General features: G+C 66.4%; 19 protein-coding genes. 9 read left to right on the top strand and 10 right to left on the bottom strand.

Annotated elements, in window-relative coordinates; genetic code table 11:
* A partial coding sequence (locus G7B71_RS06405) for a DEAD/DEAH box helicase (RefSeq protein WP_166039065.1) occupies window positions 1-1,200 on the bottom strand: 1,200 nt, incomplete at its 3' end.
* A 107-nt stretch (window positions 1,201-1,307) separates the two neighbouring features.
* A complete protein-coding gene (locus tag G7B71_RS06400) occupies window positions 1,308-1,754 on the bottom strand; it encodes a hypothetical protein (RefSeq protein WP_166039063.1) in 447 nt (148 codons plus the stop codon).
* An 87-nt stretch (window positions 1,755-1,841) separates the two neighbouring features.
* On the opposite strand from G7B71_RS06400, the gene G7B71_RS06395 reads away from it, so the two are divergent.
* A complete protein-coding gene (locus G7B71_RS06395; protein ID WP_166039061.1) occupies window positions 1,842-3,314 on the top strand; it encodes an FAD-binding oxidoreductase in 1,473 nt (490 codons plus the stop codon).
* Window positions 3,315-3,382: 68 nt separating this feature from the next.
* Complete coding sequence (locus tag G7B71_RS06390) at window positions 3,383-4,171, top strand: SapC family protein (RefSeq protein WP_166039060.1); 789 nt, start codon at window positions 3,383-3,385, stop codon at window positions 4,169-4,171.
* A gap of 281 nt (window positions 4,172-4,452) precedes the next feature.
* Here G7B71_RS06390 and G7B71_RS06385 read toward each other — a convergent pair whose 3' ends face one another.
* Entirely contained in the window at window positions 4,453-5,301 is an 849-nt protein-coding gene (locus G7B71_RS06385) for an N-formylglutamate amidohydrolase (RefSeq protein WP_166039058.1), read from the bottom strand.
* Window positions 5,302-5,445: 144 nt separating this feature from the next.
* On the opposite strand from G7B71_RS06385, the gene G7B71_RS06380 reads away from it, so the two are divergent.
* Complete coding sequence (locus G7B71_RS06380; protein ID WP_166039056.1) at window positions 5,446-5,823, top strand: response regulator; 378 nt, start codon at window positions 5,446-5,448, stop codon at window positions 5,821-5,823.
* 7 nt (window positions 5,824-5,830) lie between these two features.
* Complete coding sequence (locus tag G7B71_RS06375; protein WP_166039054.1) at window positions 5,831-6,808, top strand: quinone oxidoreductase; 978 nt, start codon at window positions 5,831-5,833, stop codon at window positions 6,806-6,808.
* Window positions 6,809-6,952: 144 nt separating this feature from the next.
* Here the strand turns inward: G7B71_RS06375 and G7B71_RS06370 are convergent, their stop codons facing one another.
* The 3 genes from G7B71_RS06370 to G7B71_RS06360 are packed head-to-tail and all read right to left on the bottom strand — an operon-like array spanning window position 6,953 to window position 11,638.
* Window positions 6,953-8,110 (bottom strand): osmoprotectant NAGGN system M42 family peptidase, encoded by a 1,158-nt coding sequence (locus tag G7B71_RS06370; protein ID WP_166039052.1) that lies wholly within the window; start codon window positions 8,108-8,110, stop codon window positions 6,953-6,955.
* Window positions 8,097-9,860, bottom strand: coding sequence for an N-acetylglutaminylglutamine synthetase (gene ngg, locus G7B71_RS06365; RefSeq protein WP_166039050.1), 1,764 nt, complete (start codon window positions 9,858-9,860; stop codon window positions 8,097-8,099). The genes G7B71_RS06370 and ngg overlap by 14 nt, the downstream gene beginning before the upstream one ends.
* A complete protein-coding gene (locus tag G7B71_RS06360; RefSeq protein ID WP_166039048.1) occupies window positions 9,860-11,638 on the bottom strand; it encodes an N-acetylglutaminylglutamine amidotransferase in 1,779 nt (592 codons plus the stop codon). The genes ngg and G7B71_RS06360 overlap by 1 nt, the downstream gene beginning before the upstream one ends.
* Before the next feature lie 413 nt (window positions 11,639-12,051).
* On the opposite strand from G7B71_RS06360, the gene G7B71_RS06355 reads away from it, so the two are divergent.
* The gene (locus tag G7B71_RS06355) at window positions 12,052-12,489 is read left to right on the top strand and encodes a globin domain-containing protein (protein WP_166039046.1); all 438 of its coding nucleotides are present in this window, start codon (window positions 12,052-12,054) and stop codon (window positions 12,487-12,489) included.
* 158 nt (window positions 12,490-12,647) lie between these two features.
* Window positions 12,648-14,636 carry a BCCT family transporter gene (locus G7B71_RS06350; protein WP_166039044.1) on the top strand — a complete coding sequence of 663 codons (1,989 nt, stop codon included), beginning with the start codon at window positions 12,648-12,650 and terminating at the stop codon, window positions 14,634-14,636.
* Between the two features lie 145 nt (window positions 14,637-14,781).
* Here G7B71_RS06350 and G7B71_RS06345 read toward each other — a convergent pair whose 3' ends face one another.
* Window positions 14,782-15,255 (bottom strand): hypothetical protein, encoded by a 474-nt coding sequence (locus tag G7B71_RS06345; protein ID WP_166039042.1) that lies wholly within the window; start codon window positions 15,253-15,255, stop codon window positions 14,782-14,784.
* A gap of 221 nt (window positions 15,256-15,476) precedes the next feature.
* Here G7B71_RS06345 and G7B71_RS06340 point away from each other — a divergent pair, with 221 nt between their 5' ends.
* Window positions 15,477-15,872, top strand: coding sequence for a protease inhibitor I42 family protein (locus tag G7B71_RS06340; protein ID WP_166039041.1), 396 nt, complete (start codon window positions 15,477-15,479; stop codon window positions 15,870-15,872).
* 637 nt (window positions 15,873-16,509) lie between these two features.
* Here G7B71_RS06340 and G7B71_RS06335 read toward each other — a convergent pair.
* A complete protein-coding gene (locus tag G7B71_RS06335) occupies window positions 16,510-16,995 on the bottom strand; it encodes a hypothetical protein (RefSeq protein WP_166039039.1) in 486 nt (161 codons plus the stop codon).
* Between the two features lie 173 nt (window positions 16,996-17,168).
* On the opposite strand from G7B71_RS06335, the gene G7B71_RS06330 reads away from it, so the two are divergent.
* On the top strand, window positions 17,169-18,338 hold the full coding sequence (locus G7B71_RS06330) for an NnrS family protein (RefSeq protein WP_166039037.1): 1,170 nt from the start codon (window positions 17,169-17,171) through the stop codon (window positions 18,336-18,338).
* On the opposite strand, the gene G7B71_RS06325 is transcribed toward G7B71_RS06330, so the two are convergent.
* Window positions 18,333-19,022 carry an NnrU family protein gene (locus G7B71_RS06325; protein WP_166039035.1) on the bottom strand — a complete coding sequence of 230 codons (690 nt, stop codon included), beginning with the start codon at window positions 19,020-19,022 and terminating at the stop codon, window positions 18,333-18,335. The genes G7B71_RS06330 and G7B71_RS06325 overlap by 6 nt on opposite strands.
* A gap of 140 nt (window positions 19,023-19,162) precedes the next feature.
* Between G7B71_RS06325 and G7B71_RS06320 the strand changes: the two genes are divergently transcribed.
* Window positions 19,163-21,391 carry an adenosylcobalamin-dependent ribonucleoside-diphosphate reductase gene (locus tag G7B71_RS06320; RefSeq protein ID WP_166039033.1) on the top strand — a complete coding sequence of 743 codons (2,229 nt, stop codon included), beginning with the start codon at window positions 19,163-19,165 and terminating at the stop codon, window positions 21,389-21,391.
* Here G7B71_RS06320 and G7B71_RS06315 read toward each other — a convergent pair whose 3' ends face one another.
* On the bottom strand, window positions 21,392-22,126 hold the full coding sequence (locus tag G7B71_RS06315; protein ID WP_166039031.1) for a cyclic nucleotide-binding domain-containing protein: 735 nt from the start codon (window positions 22,124-22,126) through the stop codon (window positions 21,392-21,394).
* Window positions 22,127-22,131 lie beyond the last annotated feature (5 nt).

Genomic DNA, 22,131 nt, shown 5'->3' with positions numbered 1-22,131 from the left:
GCCGCGGCTCCTGCGCGCGCGCGGCTCGGCAACCTCGTCGCGCTCGTCAGCCGCCGGAGCGGGGGCAGGCGCAGGCGCAGGCGGCGCTGACCCGTCGGCGGCGGCGATCTTCATGCCGGTCAGCTTCTCGATCTTGTCGATCGCCTCGGCGTCGTCCTTCGTCACCAGCGTGATCGCGGTGCCGGTGCGGCCGGCGCGGCCGGTTCGGCCGATGCGGTGGACATAATCGTCCGGCTGCCACGGCACGTCGAAGTTGACGACGTGGCTGACGCCCTTGATGTCGAGGCCGCGGGCGGCGACGTCGGAGGCGACGAGGATGTTGATCTCCTCGCTCTTGAAGCGGTCGAGCTCCTTGATCCGCTCGGACTGCTCCATGTCGCCATGGATCTGGCCGGCCTTGAGGTGGCGGCGCTTGAGGCTGGTGGTGAGCTCGCGCACCGTGGTCTTGCGGTTGCAGAACACGATCGCGGTCTTGACCTCGTCGCCGCGCAGCAGGTCGGCCAGGACGTCCTTCTTCTTGCGCGCATCGACCTTGAGCACGCGCTGGTCGATCGAGGTGTTGGCGGTGGCGGGCCGGGCGACCTCGACCTGGCGCGGGTCGTTGAGGAACTTGTCGGCGAGCTTCTTGATCGGCGCCGGCATCGTCGCCGAGAACAGCAGGGTCTGCCGCTCCTTGGGGAGCTTGGAGCAGATCTCCTCGATGTCCGGGATGAAGCCCATGTCGAGCATTCGGTCGGCTTCGTCGATCACGAGCAGGCTGCAGCCGTTGAGCATGATCTTGCCGCGCCCGAACAGGTCCATCAGCCGGCCCGGCGTGGCGATCAGCACGTCGACGCCCTTTTCCAGCTTCTTGATCTGGTCGGCCATGTTGGTACCGCCGATCAGCAGCGCCATGTTGAGCTTGTGATATTTGCCGTATTTCTCGAAATTCTCCGAAACCTGCATCGCCAGTTCGCGGGTCGGCTCGAGGATCAGCGAGCGCGGCATTCGGGCGCGGCTTCGGCCTTCGCCGAGAATATCGATCATCGGCAGGACGAACGCGGCGGTCTTGCCGGTGCCGGTCTGGGCGATTCCGATGAGATCGCGGCCCATCAGCACGTGCGGGATCGCCTCGCGCTGGATGGGCGTCGGCGTGTCGTAGCCCGACTCCGCTACCGCTCGGAGCAGTTCATCTGACAGGTGAAGATCGGCAAAGCTCATTCAAATGGGGCCGGGAGTTGGGGCGCCGCTACGGCTGCCCTGTGAAAAGGGGGGCTAGGACAGAGAGCTAAGCTCTTGTCAAGGCTGGGGCCCCGCGCGAGGCGCGCCTAGCGGCGGCTTTCCGGGCGCAGGTTGCGGAACTCGGTGATCTCGCAGCGCCCGCCCATGCGCGAGCGGATCACGTCGCGATCCGCGCAGATGCGGCCGTCCTCGGTCGCGTTGACATAGAAGCCACGGTAATAATCGAGCCCCGCGCACCGCTGCCCCAGCCGCGCGCGGACCCGGCGGTTGTCGCGCATGATGAGGTCGACGCTGCTGCCGCCCAGCGTGGCGCCGATGATCTGCCGCGCCTGCACGCAGCGCGGGCCGTCCGATTCGCGCCAGCGGATGAGCGAGCTGCCGGCCGAGACGACTCGGCGGTCGCCCTCGGGCACTCGGATGACGATGCGCTGGTGGACGGTCACCTGGGCAAAGCGCAGGTCGTTCGCCCGCACGCTGTCCTGCGTGGCGACGCCGATAAGCAATAAAGATGCAGCCGCGGCGAGGCGGATCATCGCGTCTGTCCCATTGGCCCTGGCATCCCCCCGGCCGGTTGAATGGCCGATGAACTTGCCCCCGTCGCGGCCTTTGTTATGCCCGGCATGATGTCCAGTCCACCGCAAGAACTGCTTGGGCGGCTCGCCGACCGGCTCGGGCCGAAGGGCTATAGCGCCGATCCCGCCGATCTCGCGCCCTGGCTGACCGACTGGCGCGGGCGCTATCGCGGGCAGGCGGCGGCCTTGCTGTCGCCGGCGTCGGCGGAGGAGGTCGGTGCGGTGGTGGGGCTATGCGCTGCCGCGGGGGTGCCGCTGGTGCCGCAGGGGGGCAACACGTCGATGGTCGGCGGCGCGACCCCCGACTCGACCGGCGACGCCCTGATCCTGAGCCTGAGGCGGATGAACGCGATCCGAAGCCTCGACCGCGAGGCCAATCTCGCGGTGTGCGAGGCCGGGGTCGTGCTCGAGACGCTGCACAACGCGGCGCTGGCGGAAGGGCGGCGCTTTCCTCTGTCGCTGGCGGCGAAGGGCTCGGCGACGATCGGCGGCCTCGTCTCGACCAATGCGGGCGGCACCCAGGTGCTTCGCTTCGGCACGATGCGCAGCCTGGTCCAGGGCGTCGAGGCGGTTCTGCCCGACGGCAGCCTGTTCAACGGCCTGTCGCCGCTCAAGAAGGACAATCGCGGCTACAATCTCACCCAGCTGCTGATCGGCGCGGAGGGCACGCTCGCGATCGTCACCGCGGCCAGCCTGAAGCTGGTGCCGGCGGTGGGCTCGCGGGTCGTCGCCTGGGCGGGACTAGCCTCGGCCGCCGACGCCTTGCGCCTGCTTCGCCACCTCGAGGCGGCGATCGGGGACGTCGTGGAAAGCTTCGAGCTGGTGCCGCGCACCGCCCTCGACCTCGTGCTCGCGCATGTGCCGGGGACCCGGCCGCCGCTTGCCGAGCCGACGCCATGGAACGTTCTCGTCGAGGCCGTCTCGCCGATCGCCGCGGCGAGCCCCGAGAAGCCGCTCTACGGCGCGCTCCGGTCGGCGCTGGAGCTCGGCATCATCCAGGACGTCGCCATCGCGTCCAGCGAGGCGCAGGCCGGCGAATTGTGGCGGCTGCGCGAGACGATCTCGGAGGCCGAACGCCAGCACGGCCCGGCCGCGAAGCACGACATCTCGGTGACCGTGGAGCAGATGCCCGGATTCATGACCGCGGCCGCGATGGAGGTCGAGGAGCGCTTCCCAGGCACCCAGGTCATCGCCTTCGGCCATCTCGGCGACGGCAACGTCCATTTCAACGTCGCCGCGCCGCGCGGAGCCGGGCCCGACTGGGTCGACGGAGAGGGAACCGAGGTCAGCGTCTTGGTCCACGATCTGGTCACCGGCGCCGGCGGCTCGATCTCGGCCGAACATGGCATCGGCCAAATGAAGCTCGGCGAGCTCGCCCGTCTCGCCGACCCGGCGCGGCTCGCGGCGATGCGGGCGATCAAGCATGCGCTCGACCCCGCCGGTATCATGAATCCGGGCAAGCTCGTGCCGCCTGCGGACGGGCCCGCGGGAAGCCTTGCGCGGGAGCGGCTTAACCCATAGACGATGCCGCCTGAATTCACGGCCGCCACGCTGCGGCCACCCTAGCACACGTAATGGAGACGTGACCGATGGCGACTCAGCCGCCCGCCAACCTGCCTTTGTTCTACAAGAACCTCCTGCCGCTCTCGAGCCAGATGCACGAGAAGTTTGTCAGCCGCAGCGTCGACAAGGCGCCCTATTTCGCCAACGCCCACGCGGTGCCGCTGACCGTCGACGAGTTCATCCTCGCCCAGCGCTTCTACCCGATCGTCTTCTCGGCCGGCGACAATCCGGTTCCGCTGGGGCTGTTCGGCCTCAACGAGGGCGTCAACGTGTTCGTCGAGGAGGACGGCAAGCTCAAGCAGGACCTCTACGTCCCCGCTTATGTCCGCCGCTATCCCTGGATGCTCGCCAAGCTGCGCCCGGACAGCGACGAGCTGTCGCTGTGCTTCGATCCCGACAGCGGCCTGGTCGGCGAGTTTGAGGACGGCGCCGCTTTGTTCGACGGCGACAAGCCGAGCGACTCGACGCGCCAGATTCTCGGCTTCTGCGAGGATTTCGAGCGCGCCGCCCAACGCACCTCGGCCTTCGTTCGCGAGGTCCAGGAGATGGACCTGCTGATGGAAGGCGAAGTCTCGATCCAGCTCCACGAGAGCGACCAGCCCTACATTTACCGCGGCTTCCAGATGGTCAACGAAGAGAAGCTGCGCGAGCTGCGCGGCGACGTGGTGCGCAAGATCAACCAGAGTGGCGTGCTCGGCTTCATCTTCGCCCACCTCTTCTCGCTCAACCACGTTCGCGAATTGTTCGGCAAGCAGCACAGCCTCGGCAAGGTCCCCGGCCGCGAGGCGCCGGCGCCGGCTCCGATCGACGCCTGAGCGACCACTGACGTCGACAGTCCAAGCCTCTGAAAGCCCCGGCTTTCAGAGGCTTGAAAAGCGTTAACACACCCCCATCTTGGGGGTGCACGTCGTCGTACCCCCCCTTTACGGCGGCGTGTTGCGCCCAGTCTCTGGGCGCTCCTCCCTGAACCTGGCCACCGCGCACCTGCGCGGTGGTCATTTTTCCATCAGGGCCGCGTGCACGTCGGCGCCGGCTTCCTCCCTGGCTCGGCCCCGTGCACGCGGAATGGGGCGCTTTTCCTTCGGATCTTATGCGCTCATTCGGCCGCGATGGCGGTCGGCGGGCCGATGACGGCACCGTTCAGCGCCCCGACCACCGCGGCGATCAGCCGCGCGACCGAGTCGAAGCCCGGCCCCGGGTCCCTCAGGCCCGGATCGAGATAGGCCGAACGGTCCACTTCGAGCTGAAGCGCGTGGACCTGCGCGGCGGGCTTGCCGTGCCGCTCGATGACGTGGCCGCCGGCGTAGGGCTCGTTGCACGCGGCGGCAAAGCCGAGCGCGCGCGTGGCGCCGAGCGCGGCCTCGAGAAGCGTGGGGGAGATCGTGCGGCCATGGCGGTCGCCGAAGATCACCTTCGCTTCGCCCTGCGGGCGCGGCGGCATCGAATGGCAATCGAGCAGGATCGCGGCGCCGAATTGCTGCTTGGCCGCCGCAAGTGCGCTGGCAAGCGCGCCATGGAACGGGCGATGCACCGTCTCGACCCGCCGCTTCAATTCCTCGCGGCTGATCCGGCCGCGCCACAACGCGCCCGCCCCGGCGAGCCGCGCCGGCACCAGCCCGAGCCCGCCACGCGTCCGCGCGGTCGGTAGCAGCGCATGGGCCGGCGGCGGCGGCGCGACCATCGCAGGATCGATCTCGCGCTCGTCGCGGTTGAGGTCGATCGCCGCGCGGGGCAGGGTCGCGACGAAGGCGGTCGCGCCCGCGGCGACCGCGCGCCAGATCAGCCGATCGACGAGCCGGTCCTCCAGCGCTTCCAGAACCGACACCGGCACGCGCGCCGCGTCGATCAGCGCGGGCGGATAGTCGCGCCCGGCATGGGGGACGGAGAGGATGACCGGTAGGACCGGCCGCTCCGGTCCGATGCGATAGAAGGGCGCGTCGGTCATCGCTCCTTAAACCTAAAGGTGCATGGTCGATGCGGCAATGCGTGATATCAATCCGGGACAAGGAAATCGCCGCGGCGCTGGCGTCGGGCGGCGCCTTGGCATAAGGCCGGTGGCGCAAGGAGTGAGGCCGAGAGGCGTCGGAACATGATCAAGATTCTTCTCGCTGAAGACGACGACTCGATGCGGCTCTACCTCAGCCGGGCGTTGGAGCGCGTCGGTTACGAAGTGACCGCCGTCGATCGCGGCACCGCCGCCTTGCCGCTGATCGAGCGCGAGCGGTTCGATCTTTTGCTCACCGACATCGTGATGCCCGAGCTCGACGGCATCGAACTGGCCCAGCAAGCCGCGACGATCGCGCCGGACATGCGCGTCATGTTCATCACCGGCTTCGCCGCGGTCGCACTCAAGGCCGGCCGTCGCGCCCCGGAGGCCAAGGTGCTGTCCAAGCCCTTCCACCTCAAGGACCTTGTCATGGAGGTGGACCGCATGTTCCAGAGCGAGGACCAGCACGGCCGGCTCTGACGAGGCGATGCGCGCCCGAACGGTCCGGATCGAGGCGACCGGAGGTCCCGAGGTCCTCCAGCTGATCGACGTCGACCTGCCCATGCCGCGACCGGGCGAGGTGCTGATGCGCAGCACGGCGATCGGCCTCAACTTCATCGACACCTATCACCGGTCCGGCCTCTATCCCGTCGAGCTGCCGGCGCCGCTCGGAGTCGAGGCCGCCGGCGTGGTCGAGGCGGTCGGCAACGGCGTCACGGGCCTGGCGCCGGGCGACCGGGTCGCGACCTTCGGCCCGGCGCGAGGCGCCTATGCGACGGCGCGAATCGTGCCGGCGGCGGCGCTGGTCAAATTGCCCGACGACATTTCCGACGAGACCGCGGCAGCGGCGATGCTCAAGGGCTGCACCACCGAGTTTCTCGTCGAGCGCTGCGGGCGGGTCGAGGCGGGTTGGCCGGTCCTCGTCCATGCCGCCGCGGGCGGCGTCGGCCTGCTGCTCGTGCAGTGGCTGAAGGCGGCCGGCGCGAAGGTGATCGGCACCACCGGCACCGAGGCGAAGGCGGCGCTCGCTACCGCGGCCGGCGCCGACCATGTCCTGCTCGCCGACCAGCCGGACCTCGCGGCCCGAGTGCGGGATCTGACCAACGGCGAGGGCGTGCGGGTGACATTCGACGGCGTCGGCAAGGCGACCTTCGCGACCTCGCTCGACTCCACCGCCAGGCGCGGCCTCGTCATCAGCTTCGGCAATGCCAGCGGTGCGGTCGGCGACGTCGATTTCGCCATCCTCGCCCGCAAGGGCTCGCTGTTTGCGACCCGGCCGACACTGTTCGATTACTATGTCACGCCCGAGGAACGCCAGGCGGGCGCGGCGCGGCTATTCGAGATGCTGCGCGGCGGCACGCTCAAGGTGACGGTCGGCCAGCGTTACGCGCTGGAAGAGGTGCGCCGGGCGCATGAGGATCTGGAAGCACGCCGAACCACCGGTTCGACGCTGCTCATCCCGTAGAAAGCTGGAAAAATGGGGGGCGTGGCAAAGATTGAACTTGCCACCCCTGCGATGTCAACGCAGGCAACCCGCGCAAATCTGTCATTCTTGGGCCAATCACTGCCCGGGCAAGGACGATCTCGTGCGGCAGTTGCTTTAGCGCCGTCAACGCGGCGCCTCGGCCCCTAAATCACTTTCATTGTTCGGCGCCGGTGCGGTCGGCTGATCGGTAAAGCCTGACAGGTCGGCCAACTCCTCGACGTCGCGTCGGATCTCGACGTCGCTGGCGACATAAAGGACGACAAGCTCAGCGAGGTGCTTGAGAGCACTGGAATGGATCCGCTCGTAGCCGTGGCTGGCATCGATTCCGAAGGTGATAAGCGCGGTCCTTACGTCTGCACCACCGGCAAGTGCGGAGGCGCTGTCCGAGCGGTAGTAGCGGAACACGTCGCGCTGATGCGGGATGCCCTCGTCCTGACAGAGGTGGATGAGCTTGCGGGTCAAGTGATAGTCGAACGGGCCGACCTGGTCGGCCATCGCGACCGTGACCCCAAATTCTGAGCTGTTCTGGCCCGGCGCAGTGGTCCCGTTGTCGATCGACACCATCGCGACGACATTGTCGAGCAGCACCGCCGACGCGCCCGACCCCACTTCCTCGGTGATGGTGAAGACGAAATGGATGTCGACGGGAGTCTCGATGTCGTTGTCGACGAGTGCCTTGAGCGACGCCAACGCCACTGCGCATCCGGCCTTGTCGTCCAGATGCCGCGAGACGACATAGCCATTGTCGAGCAGCTCGGTGCCCGGATCGATCGCGACATGGTCGCCGATATTGATTCCAAGCGCCTCGACCGCCCCGCGATCCCGGCAATCGGCGTCGATCCGCACCTCGACGAACGGCCATCCGACCGGCTGGCTGTCGACCTCCTCGTTGAAGGTATGGCCGGACGCCTTCAGCGGGAGAATGGTGCCTCGAAATGAGCCGCCCTCGGTGAAGATGGTACAGCGGGTGGTCTCGGCCGAACGGGCCGACCAGGTTCCGATCGGCACGAGCTCGAGCCGGCCATTGTCCTTGATCATCTTCACCGTGGCTCCGAGCGTGTCGAGATGGGCGACGATGGCTCGGGCACCCTCGCTCTCGCGGCCCTTGTAGAGGGCGAGAATGGCGCCTCGGCGAGTCACGGAATAATCGATTCCGATCCGCTCCAACTCGCGCGACACGTGGCGGACGATCGGATCGGTATAGCCGGTCGGGCTCGGGATGGAGAGCAGGCGCTCCAGCTGCGCGATCAGATACTCGGTGTCGATTTCAGGCAGCGGCATCTGCGCTCCATTGCTCACGGTTGGCAGAGGGCATGGTCAGCGGGAACAGCAGATCGATGAAGCGCTCTGCCGTCGGCTGCGGCTCATGATTGGCGAGCCCGGGTCGCTCATTTGCCTCGATGAACACATAATCCGGCTCGGTCGGATCGCGGACGATGAAGTCCACCCCGACGACTGGTATCCCGATCGCGCGTGCCACCCGGATCGCCGCCTCGCCGAGGTGCGGATGGACGATCTCCGTGACGTCGTGGATCGTGCCCCCGGTGTGCAGATTGGCGGCTTTACGGACCGGGAAGGCGATGTCCTTGTCGGGCACGTCGTCTAGCCCGAAGCCCGCTTTGCGGACGCAGCGCTCGGTCTCGGGGTCGATCGGGATGCGCGATTCGCCGCCGGTCGCCGCGGCTCGACGGCGGCTCTGCCGGTCGATCAGCTCCCGAACGGTGTCGACACCGTTGCCGACGACTTCGGCGGGCCGCCGGATCGCGGCCGCGACAAGCTGATAGCCGATCACGATCAGCCGAAGATCGTCGCCCCGGTGATAGCTCTCGACGAGAACCCGGTCGTTGTGGCCGCGGGCGGCGGCGATCGCAGCCTCCACGCCGGCGAGACTGTCGAGGTCGACTGCCACGCCGCGGCCCTGCTCGCCGCGGGCTGGCTTGACCACGAGGGACCCGTGCTTGTCGAGTAACGTCCGGACCCCGTCCATGTCGTCGGCGTCCACCTCATCCGGAACGACAATTCCGGCCTCGGCGACGATCCGGCGCGTCATCGCCTTGTCATCGCAGATCGACAAGGCGACCGCCGTCGTGAGTTCGCTAAGGCTTTCGCGGCAGCGAACCGTCGTTCCGCCGGAGTGCAGCCGGAACAGGCCGCCTGCCGAGTCGATCACCTCGATGCCGACGCCGCGCCGGCGCGCCTCATCGATGATGATCCGCGCGTAGGGGTTCATGTCCTTCGCGGGGTCGTGACCTGCGAAAAGCCGCTCATTTATGATGTTGCGGCGCTTGATCGTGAAGAAGGCAAGCCGGTGGAAGCCGAGCTTCTCATACAGCGCGATGGCGCCTTCGTTATCGTGCATCACCGACAGGTCGAGGTAGCATGCGCCGCGGGTGGCGTAATGCTCGGCGAGCGTTCGGACGAGCGACTCGCCAACGGCCGCGTGCCGGGCCTGCGGGTCGACGGCGAGCGTCCACAGCGAGGCGCCCCGGTCGGGATCGTCGAATGCCATCGCATGGTCGACTCCGGTCACTGTTCCGATCACCTCGCCGGTCTCCAGATCCTCGGCGACGAAATAGCTGAGCAGGCGGCCGCTGCCCTGCTCGAAGAAGTCCGGCCGCACCGGCACCATGTGGCGGAGTGCGTAAAGCCGGTTCACCGAGTCGATATCGGCGCTCGGGATCATGCGCCGGACAAAGAACCCGGCGGGCCGCCGACGAGCCGGCCGATAGGTGGTCAGGTTCAGCCGATAGGTGTGCGACGGGTCGAGGAACAGCTCGGCCGGCGCGTTGGCGATCAAAACGTGCGGCTCTGCGACGTACATCGCGATGTCGCGTTGCTCGGCGCCCTCAGCGCGAATCTCGGAAACGAGCTCTTCGACGTCATCAAAGGTGTGGGCGAAAAGAATGCGCCCCCACCCGCACTGGACAATGGCATTGCGGCGGTAGGCGTTTGCCGATTTGGCCGCGCCCGTCGGCATCGGACCGGCATGCTGGCGTCGCCGCGCGGGGCGCCGGGGCTGCCGCCGCGTCATCAGCCGACCCCCTGTTGCTGAAGCCACAGCTCCAGCAGGCCGACCTGCCAGAGCTCAGATCCGCGTAGCGGAGTGATGTGGCCGGTCGGGTCGGCGAGAAGCCGCTCGAGATAATCGGGTGCGAATAGCCCGCGTTCCCTGGCCGCCTGCGAGGCCAGCGCATCCCGTACCAGCGTCAGATAGGGACCCTCGAGATATTTCAGGGCCGGCACCGGGAAATAGCCTTTCGGCCGGTCGACCACCGCAGCGGGAATCACGTCGCGCGCCACGTCCTTCAGGATGCCCTTGCCTTCGCCGGCGAGCTTCAGGTCGGGCGGGATGCGCGCCGCCAGCTCGGCCAGATCATGGTCGAGGAAGGGCACTCGCGCCTCGAGCCCCCAGGCCATTGTCATGTTGTCGACGCGCTTCACCGGATCGTCGACGAGCATCACTGTGGAATCGATCCGCAGCGCCTTGTCGATCGGGTCGGAAGCGCCGGGGCGAGCGAAATGCTGCGCGACAAAGTCGCGCGGAAGCGTACCGCCGTTGCGCCAGGCCGGCCCCAGCTGGCGGCTCAGCGTTTCGGCATCCCGATCGAAGAAAGCCCGGGAATAAGCCGCAACCGGATCGTTGGCGCCCGCCATCGGCGGGTACCAGTGATAGCCGCCGAACACCTCGTCAGCTCCTTGTCCCGACTGAACAACCTTGATGTGGTTCGAAACCTCGCGCGAGAGCAGGTAAAAGCCGACATTGTCATAACTGACCATCGGCTCGGCCATCGCCGCAACCGTGCCGGGCAGGGCGTCGAGCAGATCGGCCGAGGGGATGGCGAGCTTGTGGTGGTGAGTCCCGTAATGACGCGCGATCAGGTCGGAGTAAGTGAACTCGTCGCCCTTTTCGCCGTGCGCGTCCTCGAATCCGATCGAAAAGGTGGATAGCCCCTGCTGCCCCATCTCGGCGAGCAGTCCGACGATCAGGCTGGAATCGACTCCGCCCGAAAGCAGCACGCCCACCGGCACGTCCGCGACCATCCGCCGCTCAACGGCGACGCGCAGCGCGGCGTGAAGCATCTCGCGCCACTCGCCGGCGGCGCGGGGGCGCTCGTCGGCGGACCGGTCATAGGGCGGATCCCAGTAGCATGTGTCGCTGAAGCGGCCGTCCTCCTCGTAGACTCGGACGGTTGCGGGGGGCAGCTTGCGGATCCCCTTGAGGATGGTCCAGGGCGGTGGGACGACGGCGTGCCAGCTCATGTAGAACTGGAGGGCTTCGGCGTCGATCGCGGTGTCGACGTCGCCCGCTGCGACGATGCCCGGCAGTGTCGAGGCGAACCGCAGTCGGGTGCCGACCTGCGAATAATAAAGCGGCTTGATTCCGAAACGGTCCCGGACAAGCGCGACTCGGCCGCTGTCCCGCTCGTGAAGGGCGAAGGCGAACATGCCCTTGAACCGCTCGACGCAGGCCGGCCCCCAAGCATGCCATCCCTTGAGGATGACCTCGGTATCGCCGCCGGAGAAGAAGCGATAGCCGAGCCCCTCGAGTTCCTCGCGAAGCGCCGCATAATTGTAGATGCAGCCGTTGAAGACCAGGCTGAGCCCGAGTTCGGGATCGCTCATCGGTTGCTCAGAGCGGACGGACAGATCGATGATCCTGAGCCGCTGATGGCCCAATCCGACCCGCCCGCGCATCAGCTGACCGCACGCATCCGGGCCGCGCCGCTCCTGGCTGCGCATCATTCTGGCAACAGCAGTGGAGTCGGCCATCGTGCCGTCGAAACGGATTTCGCCAGCTATGCCGCACATGACGCAGCACTGCTGATAGTATAATAATAAAAAAGTATCATGACTGGGGAAGTCGCGTAGCATAGCGGCCCAATCTCGATGCGCAACCCTTATCTCGTGGAATCCACAGCTTTTCGGATCGTTGACTGGAATTTTGCCGTGGGGGTTGCGACCTGCGCCTCCATTGATTAGCTTTTCCTGCATGCAGCTGTTTCGAGCATTTGAGAGACTGCGGCTTCACGAGGCCGATAGCTGGTTCATAGGCGGCCCTCGGAGCTAGGCTCCGGGGGGGCTCACGCTATCCCGAATTTTGGCCCGCGCTTCGCGCGGGCGGATCGGATCGACCTCGCTAGAGGGGTCACGGGGCGCCGCCAGAGCGCTCCTTCACGAAAGGCTGAACAGACATCTCCGAATGGAGATGAAGGGGATTTGCCATGACGACGGCCGTCATTGCGGAGGATATCCGCATCCGGCTCGCCCAATCCATGCCGGTCATCGAACGCAACCGGCATCAGATATTGCTGGAGCTTCAGGATCGGCTTGTCGCGCAGGAGACGCCGGAAGAGCCATTCGGCCAAGGCGACGTGACCGCAGTGACGTTGCTCGGTCTATTGATCGAGTGCGCTGGCGATCTCGCGGCATTCGGTAGGCCGCGGGACCTTCACCGGGCGGCGTCCAAGCACCGGCGGCTCGACATCGAAGGGCGACATTACGCCCGCTTCGGTAACGCGCTGGCGCCGGTCCTTCGAAAGGTGCTCGGCACGCGCCTGTCCCCGAAGATGGTCAACGCCTGGTATGAGTCTTACCTCTTCCTCCTCCATCTGATGGGGATCAGAATCGAACAGCTCATGCCTCATCCGGTGCGGCGGTAAGGATGTAGCCTAGCGACTTGTCGGCCGGTCGATTATTGCCGGTCCAGATGAGCATTTGCGAGGACTGAGCATCGTTCCGTAGCGCCTCGGCAACTCCCGGCGATTATCCTCGTTGCCCTGTATTCACGCATCACCACGTTGCACCCGAAAAGGGTCTCATGACCGAGCCTCCGCCGACGACTGAGATGCCGCCGCAACGCAGCCAGCGAATCCAGGTGAGCCCGCCGGTGTTCTTCATATCGGCCGCGTTGATCCTCGCCTTCGTCCTGTTCGGTTCCCTTTTCGCCGGGGAGGCCGGTCGGCTATCCGCCGCCGTGCAGGCCACCATCATCGTCGACCTCGGCTGGTTCTATGTCCTTGCCGTCGCGGGCTTCCTGCTCTTCGTGCTCTTCCTGATGATGAGCCGCTACGGCGACGTTAAGCTGGGGCCAGACGAATCCGAGCCGGAATTTAGCTACCTCTCCTGGTTCGCGATGCTGTTCAGTGCCGGGATGGGCATCGGCCTGCTGTTCTTCGGCGTGGCCGAGCCGATCCAGCATTATGCCCTGCCGCCGGTCGGCGAAGGCCGAACGATCGAGTCGGCGCGACAGGCGATGGTGCTCACCTTCTTCCACTGGGGTCTGCACGCCTGGGCAATCTACATCGTCGTCGGGCTGGCGCTCGCCTATTTCGCGTTCAGACGCGGCCTTCCGCTGACCATCCGCTCCTCGCTCTATCCGCTGATCGGCAAGCGCATTCATGGCCCGATCGGTCATGCGATCGACATCTTCGCAGTGATCGGCACGATGTTCGGCGTGGCGACCTCGCTCGGCTTCGGCGTGCTCCAGGTCAATGCCGGTTTCGCCCACCTCTTCGGCCTGCCGACCAACGTGTTTATCCAGATCGTGCTGATCGCGGTCATCACCGGCATGGCAACCCTTTCTGCGGTGGCCGGGCTCGATAAGGGCATCAAGCGCCTGTCCGAACTCAACATCGTCCTGGCAGTGTCCCTCCTCGTCTTTGTGCTCGTCACCGGCTCCACCGTGTTCCTGATGCAGGCCTACGTGCAGAATATCGGTGCCTATCTGGGCAGCGTGGTGCAGCGGACGTTCCGAATGTATGCTTATGAGCCTAACGCTTGGTTTGGCGACTGGACGCTCTTCTACTGGGGCTGGTGGATCTCCTGGTCGCCTTTCGTCGGCATGTTCATCGCCCGCATTTCCCGAGGCCGCACGATCCGCGAGTTTGTCGTCGGCGTTCTGCTGGTCCCGTCGCTCTTCACCTTCCTATGGATGACCGTGTTCGGGAACACCGCGATCCAGATGGACTTGAGTGGTGCGGCGGACCTCGCGACGACTGCGGTCAACGACATGCCCGTGGCGTTGTTCGAGACGTTGGAGCAGTTGCCGTTTTCGGTCGTCGCATCGGGACTTGCGACCCTGCTTGTCATCACCTTCTTCGTGACCTCGGCGGATTCGGGCGCTCTGGTGATCGACACGATCACTTCCGGGGATGCGCCCAATCCTCCGGTCTGGCAGCGCGTCTTCTGGGCAGTCAGCGCGGGTGTCGTGGCCGCGGTATTGCTGGTTGCCGGAGGCCTCGAAGCGCTTCAGACGGCCGCGATCGCCAGCGCACTTCCTTTCACCGTGGTGATGGTCTTCATCTGCTATGGCTTGCTTCGCGCATTGCAGATGGAGGGGAAAGGAACCCCGACCGACCTGTCGACCGTGGACGACGGGAAGCCCGACGGGGAGATCGGGTGGCAGCACCGGCTCGCCAACATCCTTCATTATCATGACCGGGACTCGGTCGCGGTTTTTCTCGCGGGTACCGCGCGCGAGGCGCTGGACGCGGTGGCCGCTCAAATGCGCGAGCGGGGCCTTTCCCCCACCGTCGCGCAGCAGGAGGACCATCTCGCCCTCGTCGTGCCCCACGCCGAGCGCGGAGCCTTCCATTATACGATCCGCGCCCGTGGCTTCCGCGCGCCGAGCTTCGCCTTCGCCGAATCCCGGAAGACACATGGCTCGGAACGGTTGCATTATCGCGCGGTGGCATCGTCTCCCGACAGCGATCAATCGCGCGACGTGACCGACTACAGCATCGACCAGCTGATCAACGACCTGCTGAATCGCTATGCGCGCTTCCGCCACGCGCGGCGGATGGAATGACGGTGCGCGCGCTGTCAGGGCCGCTGATCAGCCCGCGCCACCTTCACGCCCACCGCAATATCATTTGCCCCTCTTTACGCTCCCGTTCGTCTATCAGCGTCATTCGACAGGCGCGAAAGCAGACGTTCGCGGGCGGCGCGGGAGATCAGCTCGAAGGACAGGATACCGGCCTGTGATCCGCCAGGCGCGGCGCCCCGAAGCTGCCGGGACGAAGCACCACCTCGATGCAGCCACCGCTAGCATAACGGCTGAGTTCATGGCCCACTTCCAGCTCCACCGTCGCGCGTTGACGAGTCCAGTTCGGCACAACAACCACATGACGCGGAGGGCCACGGCCGGCGTAGCGAGATTCGGCTGCCAGGATCCGGATGATCCGTCGTTCGGGCGGCCCACTCGCGAGGGCGGCATTGCCGATCCAGGCCAAGACGATGCCGCCGGTGAAGCCGGCCCCAGCCGCAATGGTGAACAAGACGAGGGCGAGCTTCAGACCCGGTCGCTCCCGAAGGATGGCAGCCAGTGCGAGCGCGCTCGCCACTGCCGTCCCTGCGCAGCCGCCGAGCACTAGGGGATCGGCGCCCGTCTGAACCAGTGGCGCCATGACATTGCCCAGAATGACCATTGCGAGGAGCGATGCGAGAAGCGCCGGCAACGAGAAAATGAGGAGTGAAACAACGAGGCCGTTGCGTTCGCTTTTCCGATCCCTCGCTACTCGTCCGCTCATCGCCAGCAAGCTAGCGGCAGGGCGGACACGCGCAACCTTGTGGATGAGGTCAGCCGCCGCGCCTTGATTTTTTGACGGCACCGCTGGCTTGACCGGCGAAATGAGCGTGGCAGGTTGCGATGATGCGCGCGTTTCTGCTGCTCCCGATGGCACTCCTGAACTCGGCCTGTGGTGCTGCGAGCGAACCGTCCGAGCAACCTGGGCAAGCGTATGAGCGCCTCTTGGGTCCCGAGGATACCGACCGGCCAGCCAGGATCCGGACGGGCCAGTGGATCGGAATTCGGGTTAGTGACAATCCGTCGATCGGAAATGTGTGGACCGTCCTCGACGTCCCCGCGAACCTTCGTTCGGAAGGATTTCTCTACGGCGAAGAGGAGGAGCGGACCGAGGGCTCCGACACCGAGAAGATCTTCCGTTTCGTGGGCACGTCAGCGGGCAGCGGGACGATCCGCCTGGCGCTCGACTACAGGGGTGAGCGTCAGCGTGAAATCGAGTATCAGGTGATTACCGAATAACTCGAGTTCGCAAGCGAGGACACGCGGCCGCTCGCTCCTGCCGCAGCGGCAGCGCCGTGGTCGCCGCGGCATCTACGCCGTCACGGCGCTGATTTCAAAAGAGAAAATGGTGGGCGTGGCAAGGATTGAACTTGCGACCCCTGCGATGTCAACAAAGCGCACCCGCGCAAATCTGCCGTTTTTTGGCCAAGCGGAAGCGCGATTTGACCAACGTTCCCATCGTGGCCGGGTTTGTCAGTTGGGAATCTGGTACGCTTTGACCCAAGCGAACCCTGTGGGTCGGAGACGGTCGCGGAGATGTCTGCTTCGCGCCCTAATCAGAAATCCGAGGCTTTGTCCGGATTTCCGGAAAGCGGACGGCGGGCGGCTGGATCGCTTTCAGGCCCCGCGCTCGACCCTGGGGGTTCCACAGTCGGCCCGGTGAGCCAAGTCAGCCTCGCTCGAGGCCATGCCGCTGGGATGATCCCCATCCTATTGCTCTGCCCGTCCGGCAGCCCCTTACGAGACATAGCCCTGCTCCTCGGCAGCCGGGCCCGCGCGATAGGAATATTACAGAATCCCGTGCGACCCGAAGCTTATCAACTCGCTCGGCTCCTTATCCTCTCTCCCCGCCGCTAAGCAGCGCTACCCTTGTGGCTCAAAGGTAGATCGCCGCAGCAATTCCCATGGCCAGGGCGGCGAAGGTCAGGAGAACCGGCACGATCAGCATCTGGATCAGCGCGGCGGGGCCGGAATTGTGACCGGTCAGGGTCTGGATGCCGTCGATCATGAACCGGTCGAAGCTCGAGCGCTTCTGTGCCTTCGGCTCGACCGCGAGGAAGATGCGCGGAACGGTAAAGAAGGCAACCACGAACAAGGCGGCGATGACAACCGCGAATAGCGATTCGGCTGAGCCTACGGTCGCAACCGCGAATGCCCCGATTAGCCCCGCATAAGCGATAGCGATCATTCCACCGACTGCGGCGGGCACTTCTGGAGCAGACGGAGTCGGCGCCTGTGCCACTGCTCCATGCTCGGCGAATTCAGCGATCGGCAGCGTGGCGACTTGCGGACCGCCGGTCCACAAGTGAGGTGCGTCCACCTTCTCATAGCTGGCTTTGTCCAGTGCGCGTTCGTGACGCATTTCCCGCTCCTTCACACAAAGATTGAGGTCCCCCCTGTAGAGGGCCAGAGCCGCGCAGAAGTGAGCCAGATCAATTGCCGGCGGGGAAAGGGGTGCGACCGGTCCCCATTATCTCGAGGAGCATGATCGTGGAGACGCGTGGAGAACGAATGCTGGCGCTGAGGCGGTCAAGGATGGCGGCCGCGCCGGCCTTTCTGAGAGGCGGCTTCAGGCCGTTCTTCTTCGGAGGCGCCATATGGGCGGTCGTCGCTCTGACTTTGTGGCTCTTGGCACTCGCGGGAGTCACGGCACTGCCGAGCGCGCTCGAGCCATTGACCTGGCACCGCCACGAAATGCTGTTCGGATTCGTCGGAGCGGTGATTGCCGGCTTTCTCCTCACCGCCATTCCCAACTGGACCGGACGGCTCCCGATCGCCGGCGCGCCGCTCGCGTCGCTATTCGCCTTGTGGGGTCTCGCGCGCGTGGCGGTCCTCTTCTCGGGGGAAGTCGGCCACGGCCCCGCGGCTGCACTGGACGTAGGTTTCTATCTCGTGCTCGCGCTAATGGGTGCGCGCGAGGTTCTCGCGGCCAAGAATCGAAACGTGCCGATCGTCGGCCTTGTGATGCTGTTCGGCCTCGCCAACGCGCTCGACCATGCGGCCGCGGCCGGGGTGGTGGCCGACGAGGGCCTCGGCTGGCGGGCGGGGCTGGCTCTGGTCGTGGTGATGATCTCCCTGATCGGCGGCCGGATCATCCCGTCCTTCACGCGCAACTGGCTGGCCAAGCGAGGGGTGAAGCAGGGCCTGCCCGGCCAGCCGGGTAGCTTCGACATGGCGACGATCGCAGTCACCTCGGCCGCGCTCCTGGCATGGGTAGCGCTCCCGGATCGACCGGTGGTGGGCATGTTTCTCCTCGCCGCCGGCCTGCTGCAGGCGCTGCGCCTGGCGCGCTGGAATGGGCTCAAGGCGGTCGCAGATCCGCTCGTCTTCATCCTCCATGTCGGCTACCTCTGGGTGCCGGTCGGACTGGTTCTGCTTGGGGCTGCGATCCTCGGGACGGCGGTGCCGCGCTCGGCCGCGATCCACGCGCTCACCGCCGGCGCGATGGCCACGATGATCCTCGCCGTCATGACCCGCGCAACGCTCGGCCATACCGGCCGCGACCTGCGCGCCAGCCCGGCGACGGTGGTCCTCTATTTCCTCGTCACGATCGGGGCCGTGCTCCGGGTTACTGCGCCGCTCGGGCTGATCGACTACACGCTAGGTATGGAGGTCTCGGCTGTAGCCTGGGGGGGCGCGTTCCTGATTTTCCTGTTCGCCTACGGCCCGATCCTCTTCGCGCCCCGCGCCGACAACGGCTTATAGCAGCAACGTGGCGGGGTCCGGCCCGATGACCCGAGGGTGGAGCCACAGAAGAAGCAGGTACAGCGCGGTCCCGCCGGCAACGGTCATGGCTCCCGCGCCAGGACGCCAGCGTCGGGCAACCGGATCGCGGAAGCAGGCTGCGAAGGGTAATGCCGAGGTCGGAGCCGAGAGCCGGTCCCACTCGGCTCCCAACTGCCGGCGCTTGCGGCGGTCTACGATCAACATTCCCGACAGCGCGACAATCCCGAACCCGCCGAACATGATCAGCGGCACGAGCTCGCCATTGGGCAGGACATGCGCCAGCGCCCACAACGCGAAGCCCCACAGCAAGGGGTGGCGGGTCACCCCGACGAGGCCGGGAGCGGCGGGATCGTAGCCCGCCGAACCGAAGCTCACCGACAACGGGTTGGGGCTCGCCGCGCCGCCGACCATCAGCATCGATGCCGGCAGCATCAGCACCAGGGCAATCCAATAATGGGCGAGGGAGACAGGCCATAGCGGCACCACCGGCGCGCTGATCGCGGCGTGGATCAGCCAGGCGAGAAGCGCCAGCGAGAGCAGCGAATAGCCGACAAGATAGGCGCGCTCGCCGACTCGCGCCACGAGCGCGGCACGAAGCCCCGTGCGGGCGGGAATGACATGCGCCGCGAGAAAGACGGCGAGGGCGAGCAGGAACTCGAGCATGGGCGGGTTTCTATCCAGCGGTGCCGGGGGCGGCAAACCGAGGGATGTCGGCACCTTCTTTCGTTTCGCAATGCGATGGATCAATCCACCGCATATTGAGGAATGCCATCCCAATCACCACAATATGTTGGGAGGACGGTATGGGTTTCGACGTCTCGATCGCTGAGGAAATCTGGACCGCCAAATACCGCTACGTTCCGCGCGAGGGCGAGGCGGACCAGGATTTCACCGCGACCGCCGCTCGCGTCGCTCGGGCGGTAGCCGAGGCCGAGCCCGAGGAGGCGCGTGATGCATGGCGGGCGCGCTTCTTCGATTCCATCCGCGACTTCCGCTTCATCCCTGCGGGGCGGATCATCGCCGGCGCCGGGACCGGCCGCGCGGTCACTTTGTTTAATTGCTTCGTCATGGGCACGATCCCCGACAGCCTGGAGGGCATCTTCGCCCATCTGCGCGAGGCAGCGGTGACGATGCAGCAGGGCGGCGGGGTCGGCATGGATTTCTCGACCATCCGTCCCAACGGCAGCGCCGTGCTCGGGGTCGGCGCCGAGGCGTCGGGGCCCTTGTCCTTCATGGATTGCTGGGACGCGATGTGCCGCACCGTCCATTCGGCCGGCCAGCGCCGCGGCGCGATGATGGGCTGCCTGCGCATCGACCATCCCGACATCGAGGCGTTCATCGAATCCAAGCGCGACCCCAACCGCTTCCGCAACTTCAATATCTCGGTGCTGGTGACCGACGCCTTCATGGCCGCGCTCGCGGCGGACGCGGAGTGGCCGCTGGTGTTCGGCGGCGAGACCTATCGCACCGTCCGGGCGCGCGACCTGTGGCACAAGCTGATGCGCGCCACTTATGACAGCGCCGAGCCGGGCGTGATCTTCGTCGACCGCGTCAACGAGGCGAACAATCTCGGCTATTGCGAAGAGATCAGCGCGAGCAATCCGTGCGGAGAGCAGATGCTTCCGCCCTATGGCGCCTGCCTGCTCGGTTCGATCAACCTCGCCAGCCTGGTCGAGCGGCCGTTCGAGCTGGATGCCGAGGTGGACGAGGCGGCGCTCGCCGAGATCACCCAGACCGCGGTCCGGATGCTCGACAACGTGATCGACATCTCGCGCTACCCGCTGCCGCAACAGGAGGCGGAGGCGAAGGCCAAGCGCCGGATCGGCCTCGGCATCACCGGCCTCGCCGACGCGCTCCTGTTCTGCGGCGCGGCCTATGGCAGCCCGGCGGCGGTCGAGCTCACCCGCCGCTGGCTGGAGATCATCAAGCGCGAAGCCTATCGCGCCTCGGCCCGGCTCGCGGCCGAGAAGGGGCCGTTCCCGCTCTACGACGCGGCGATGCTCGATCGGCCGAACTTGGCGGGCCTCGACGATGAGACCCGCGCTCTGATCGCCGAGCACGGGCTCAGGAACGGCTGCCTCACCTCGATCGCGCCGACCGGCACGACCTCGCTTCTCGCCGGCAACGTTTCGTCCGGAATCGAGCCGGTCTTCGCTTATTCCTACACGCGCAAGATCCGCCAGCCCGACGACTCCACGCGCGAGGAGAAGGTCGAGGACTATGCGCTTCGCGTGTGGCGGAGCGTCAAGGGCGACGCGCCGCCGCCCGAGGGGCTGTTCGTCAGCGCCCAGACGCTGAAGCCCGCCGATCACCTGGCGATGCAGGCAGCTGCGCAGGAGCTGGTCGACAGCTCGATCTCCAAGACGGTCAATTGCCCCGAGGATATCGGCTTCGAGGATTTCGCCGACATCTACGTCGAGGGCTATGCGCTCGGCTGCAAGGGCCTCACCACCTACCGCCCGAATGCGGTCACCGGATCGGTCCTGTCCGTCGAGGACAAGACGCCGGCCCTGGCCGAGCCGGCGCCGATGGCGGAGCCGGTGCTGGCGCCGCGCGCCGAGGCGCTGGAGGGCACGACCTACAAGCTCAAATGGCCCGACAGCCCGCACGCCGTCTATGTCACCATCAACGACATCGACACGCCGAGCGGCCGGCGCCCGTTCGAGATCTTCATCAACTCCAAGAACATGGAGCATTATGCCTGGACGCTCGGGCTCACCCGGATGATCTCGGCGGTGTTCCGCCGCGGCGGCGACGTGTCGTTCGTCGCGGAGGAGCTGAAGGCGGTGTTCGACCCGCGGGGCGGCACCTGGATGCAGCGCAAATATGTGCCCTCGCTGCTCGCCGCCATTGGCGGGGTCATCGAGCGTCACCTCGGCCAGGCCGAGCCGCTCCTCCCGGTGATCGAAGAGGCAGATACGGTGGCCGCCGCGCGGCCGGGGCCGAGCTGCCCGCAATGCGGCGTTGCGGGCATGATCAAGATGGAAGGGTGCAGCAACTGCCTGGAGTGCGGCTTCTCAAAGTGCGGCTGATCAGCCGCGCTCGCCGGCGGCGAGATGCTCCAGCGGTTCGCGGCGAAGCAGCTCGACCCGTGCGTCGGGGATGAGCGCGATCAGGCCGCGTCGGCGCAGCGACGTGAAGGCGCGGCTCACCGTTTCCTTGGTGAGGCCGAGATGGTCGGCGATGTCGGTTCGGGTCATCGGCAGCCGCACGATCTCCCAGTCCGGGTTGCGGGCGCGGACCCGGTCGAAGCGGGCGAGAAGGAAGCTCGCCACCCGCTCGATCGCGGTCTTGCGGCCGAGCAGGACGATCTGCTCGCGGGCGGCGGCAAGCTCGTGCGCGGCCATGGCGTAGAGCTCGCGGCCGATCTCGGGGTGCTCGTCCGCGAAGCGGTCGAATCGCTCGCGCGGGAAACGGCAGTAATCGACCGGCTCAAGCGCCTCGGCGGTATAGGCGTGGACCTCCTCCACGGTGAGGCCGAGGAAATCGCCGGGCTGGATGAAGCTGGCGATCTGCCTCCGCCCGTCCGGCAGCAACCGGTAGAGCTTCAGGGTGCCGCGGGTGACGTTGAACACCAGTTCGGCCGTATCGCCTTCGTGGAACAGGCATTGGCCGGGCTCGGCGCGGGCGGTTGACCCGAGCGCCTTGAACTCGGCCAGTTCCTTCGCCTTGAGGGCGCCGCAGAACGTGTCGAGCCGGACTTCGCACCGCCCGCAGGGATGGTCGCGCGGCAGCGCCGCGAGGCGAAGGCCGCGCTCGTCGGTCACGGCCG

The organism is Sphingosinicella sp. YJ22, from assembly GCF_011320075.1.
In the GTDB taxonomy this organism is placed as follows: domain Bacteria; phylum Pseudomonadota; class Alphaproteobacteria; order Sphingomonadales; family Sphingomonadaceae; genus Allosphingosinicella.
The sequence above is the reverse complement of the archived record's forward strand: the minus strand, read 5'-3'. Positions and strand labels throughout refer to the sequence as shown.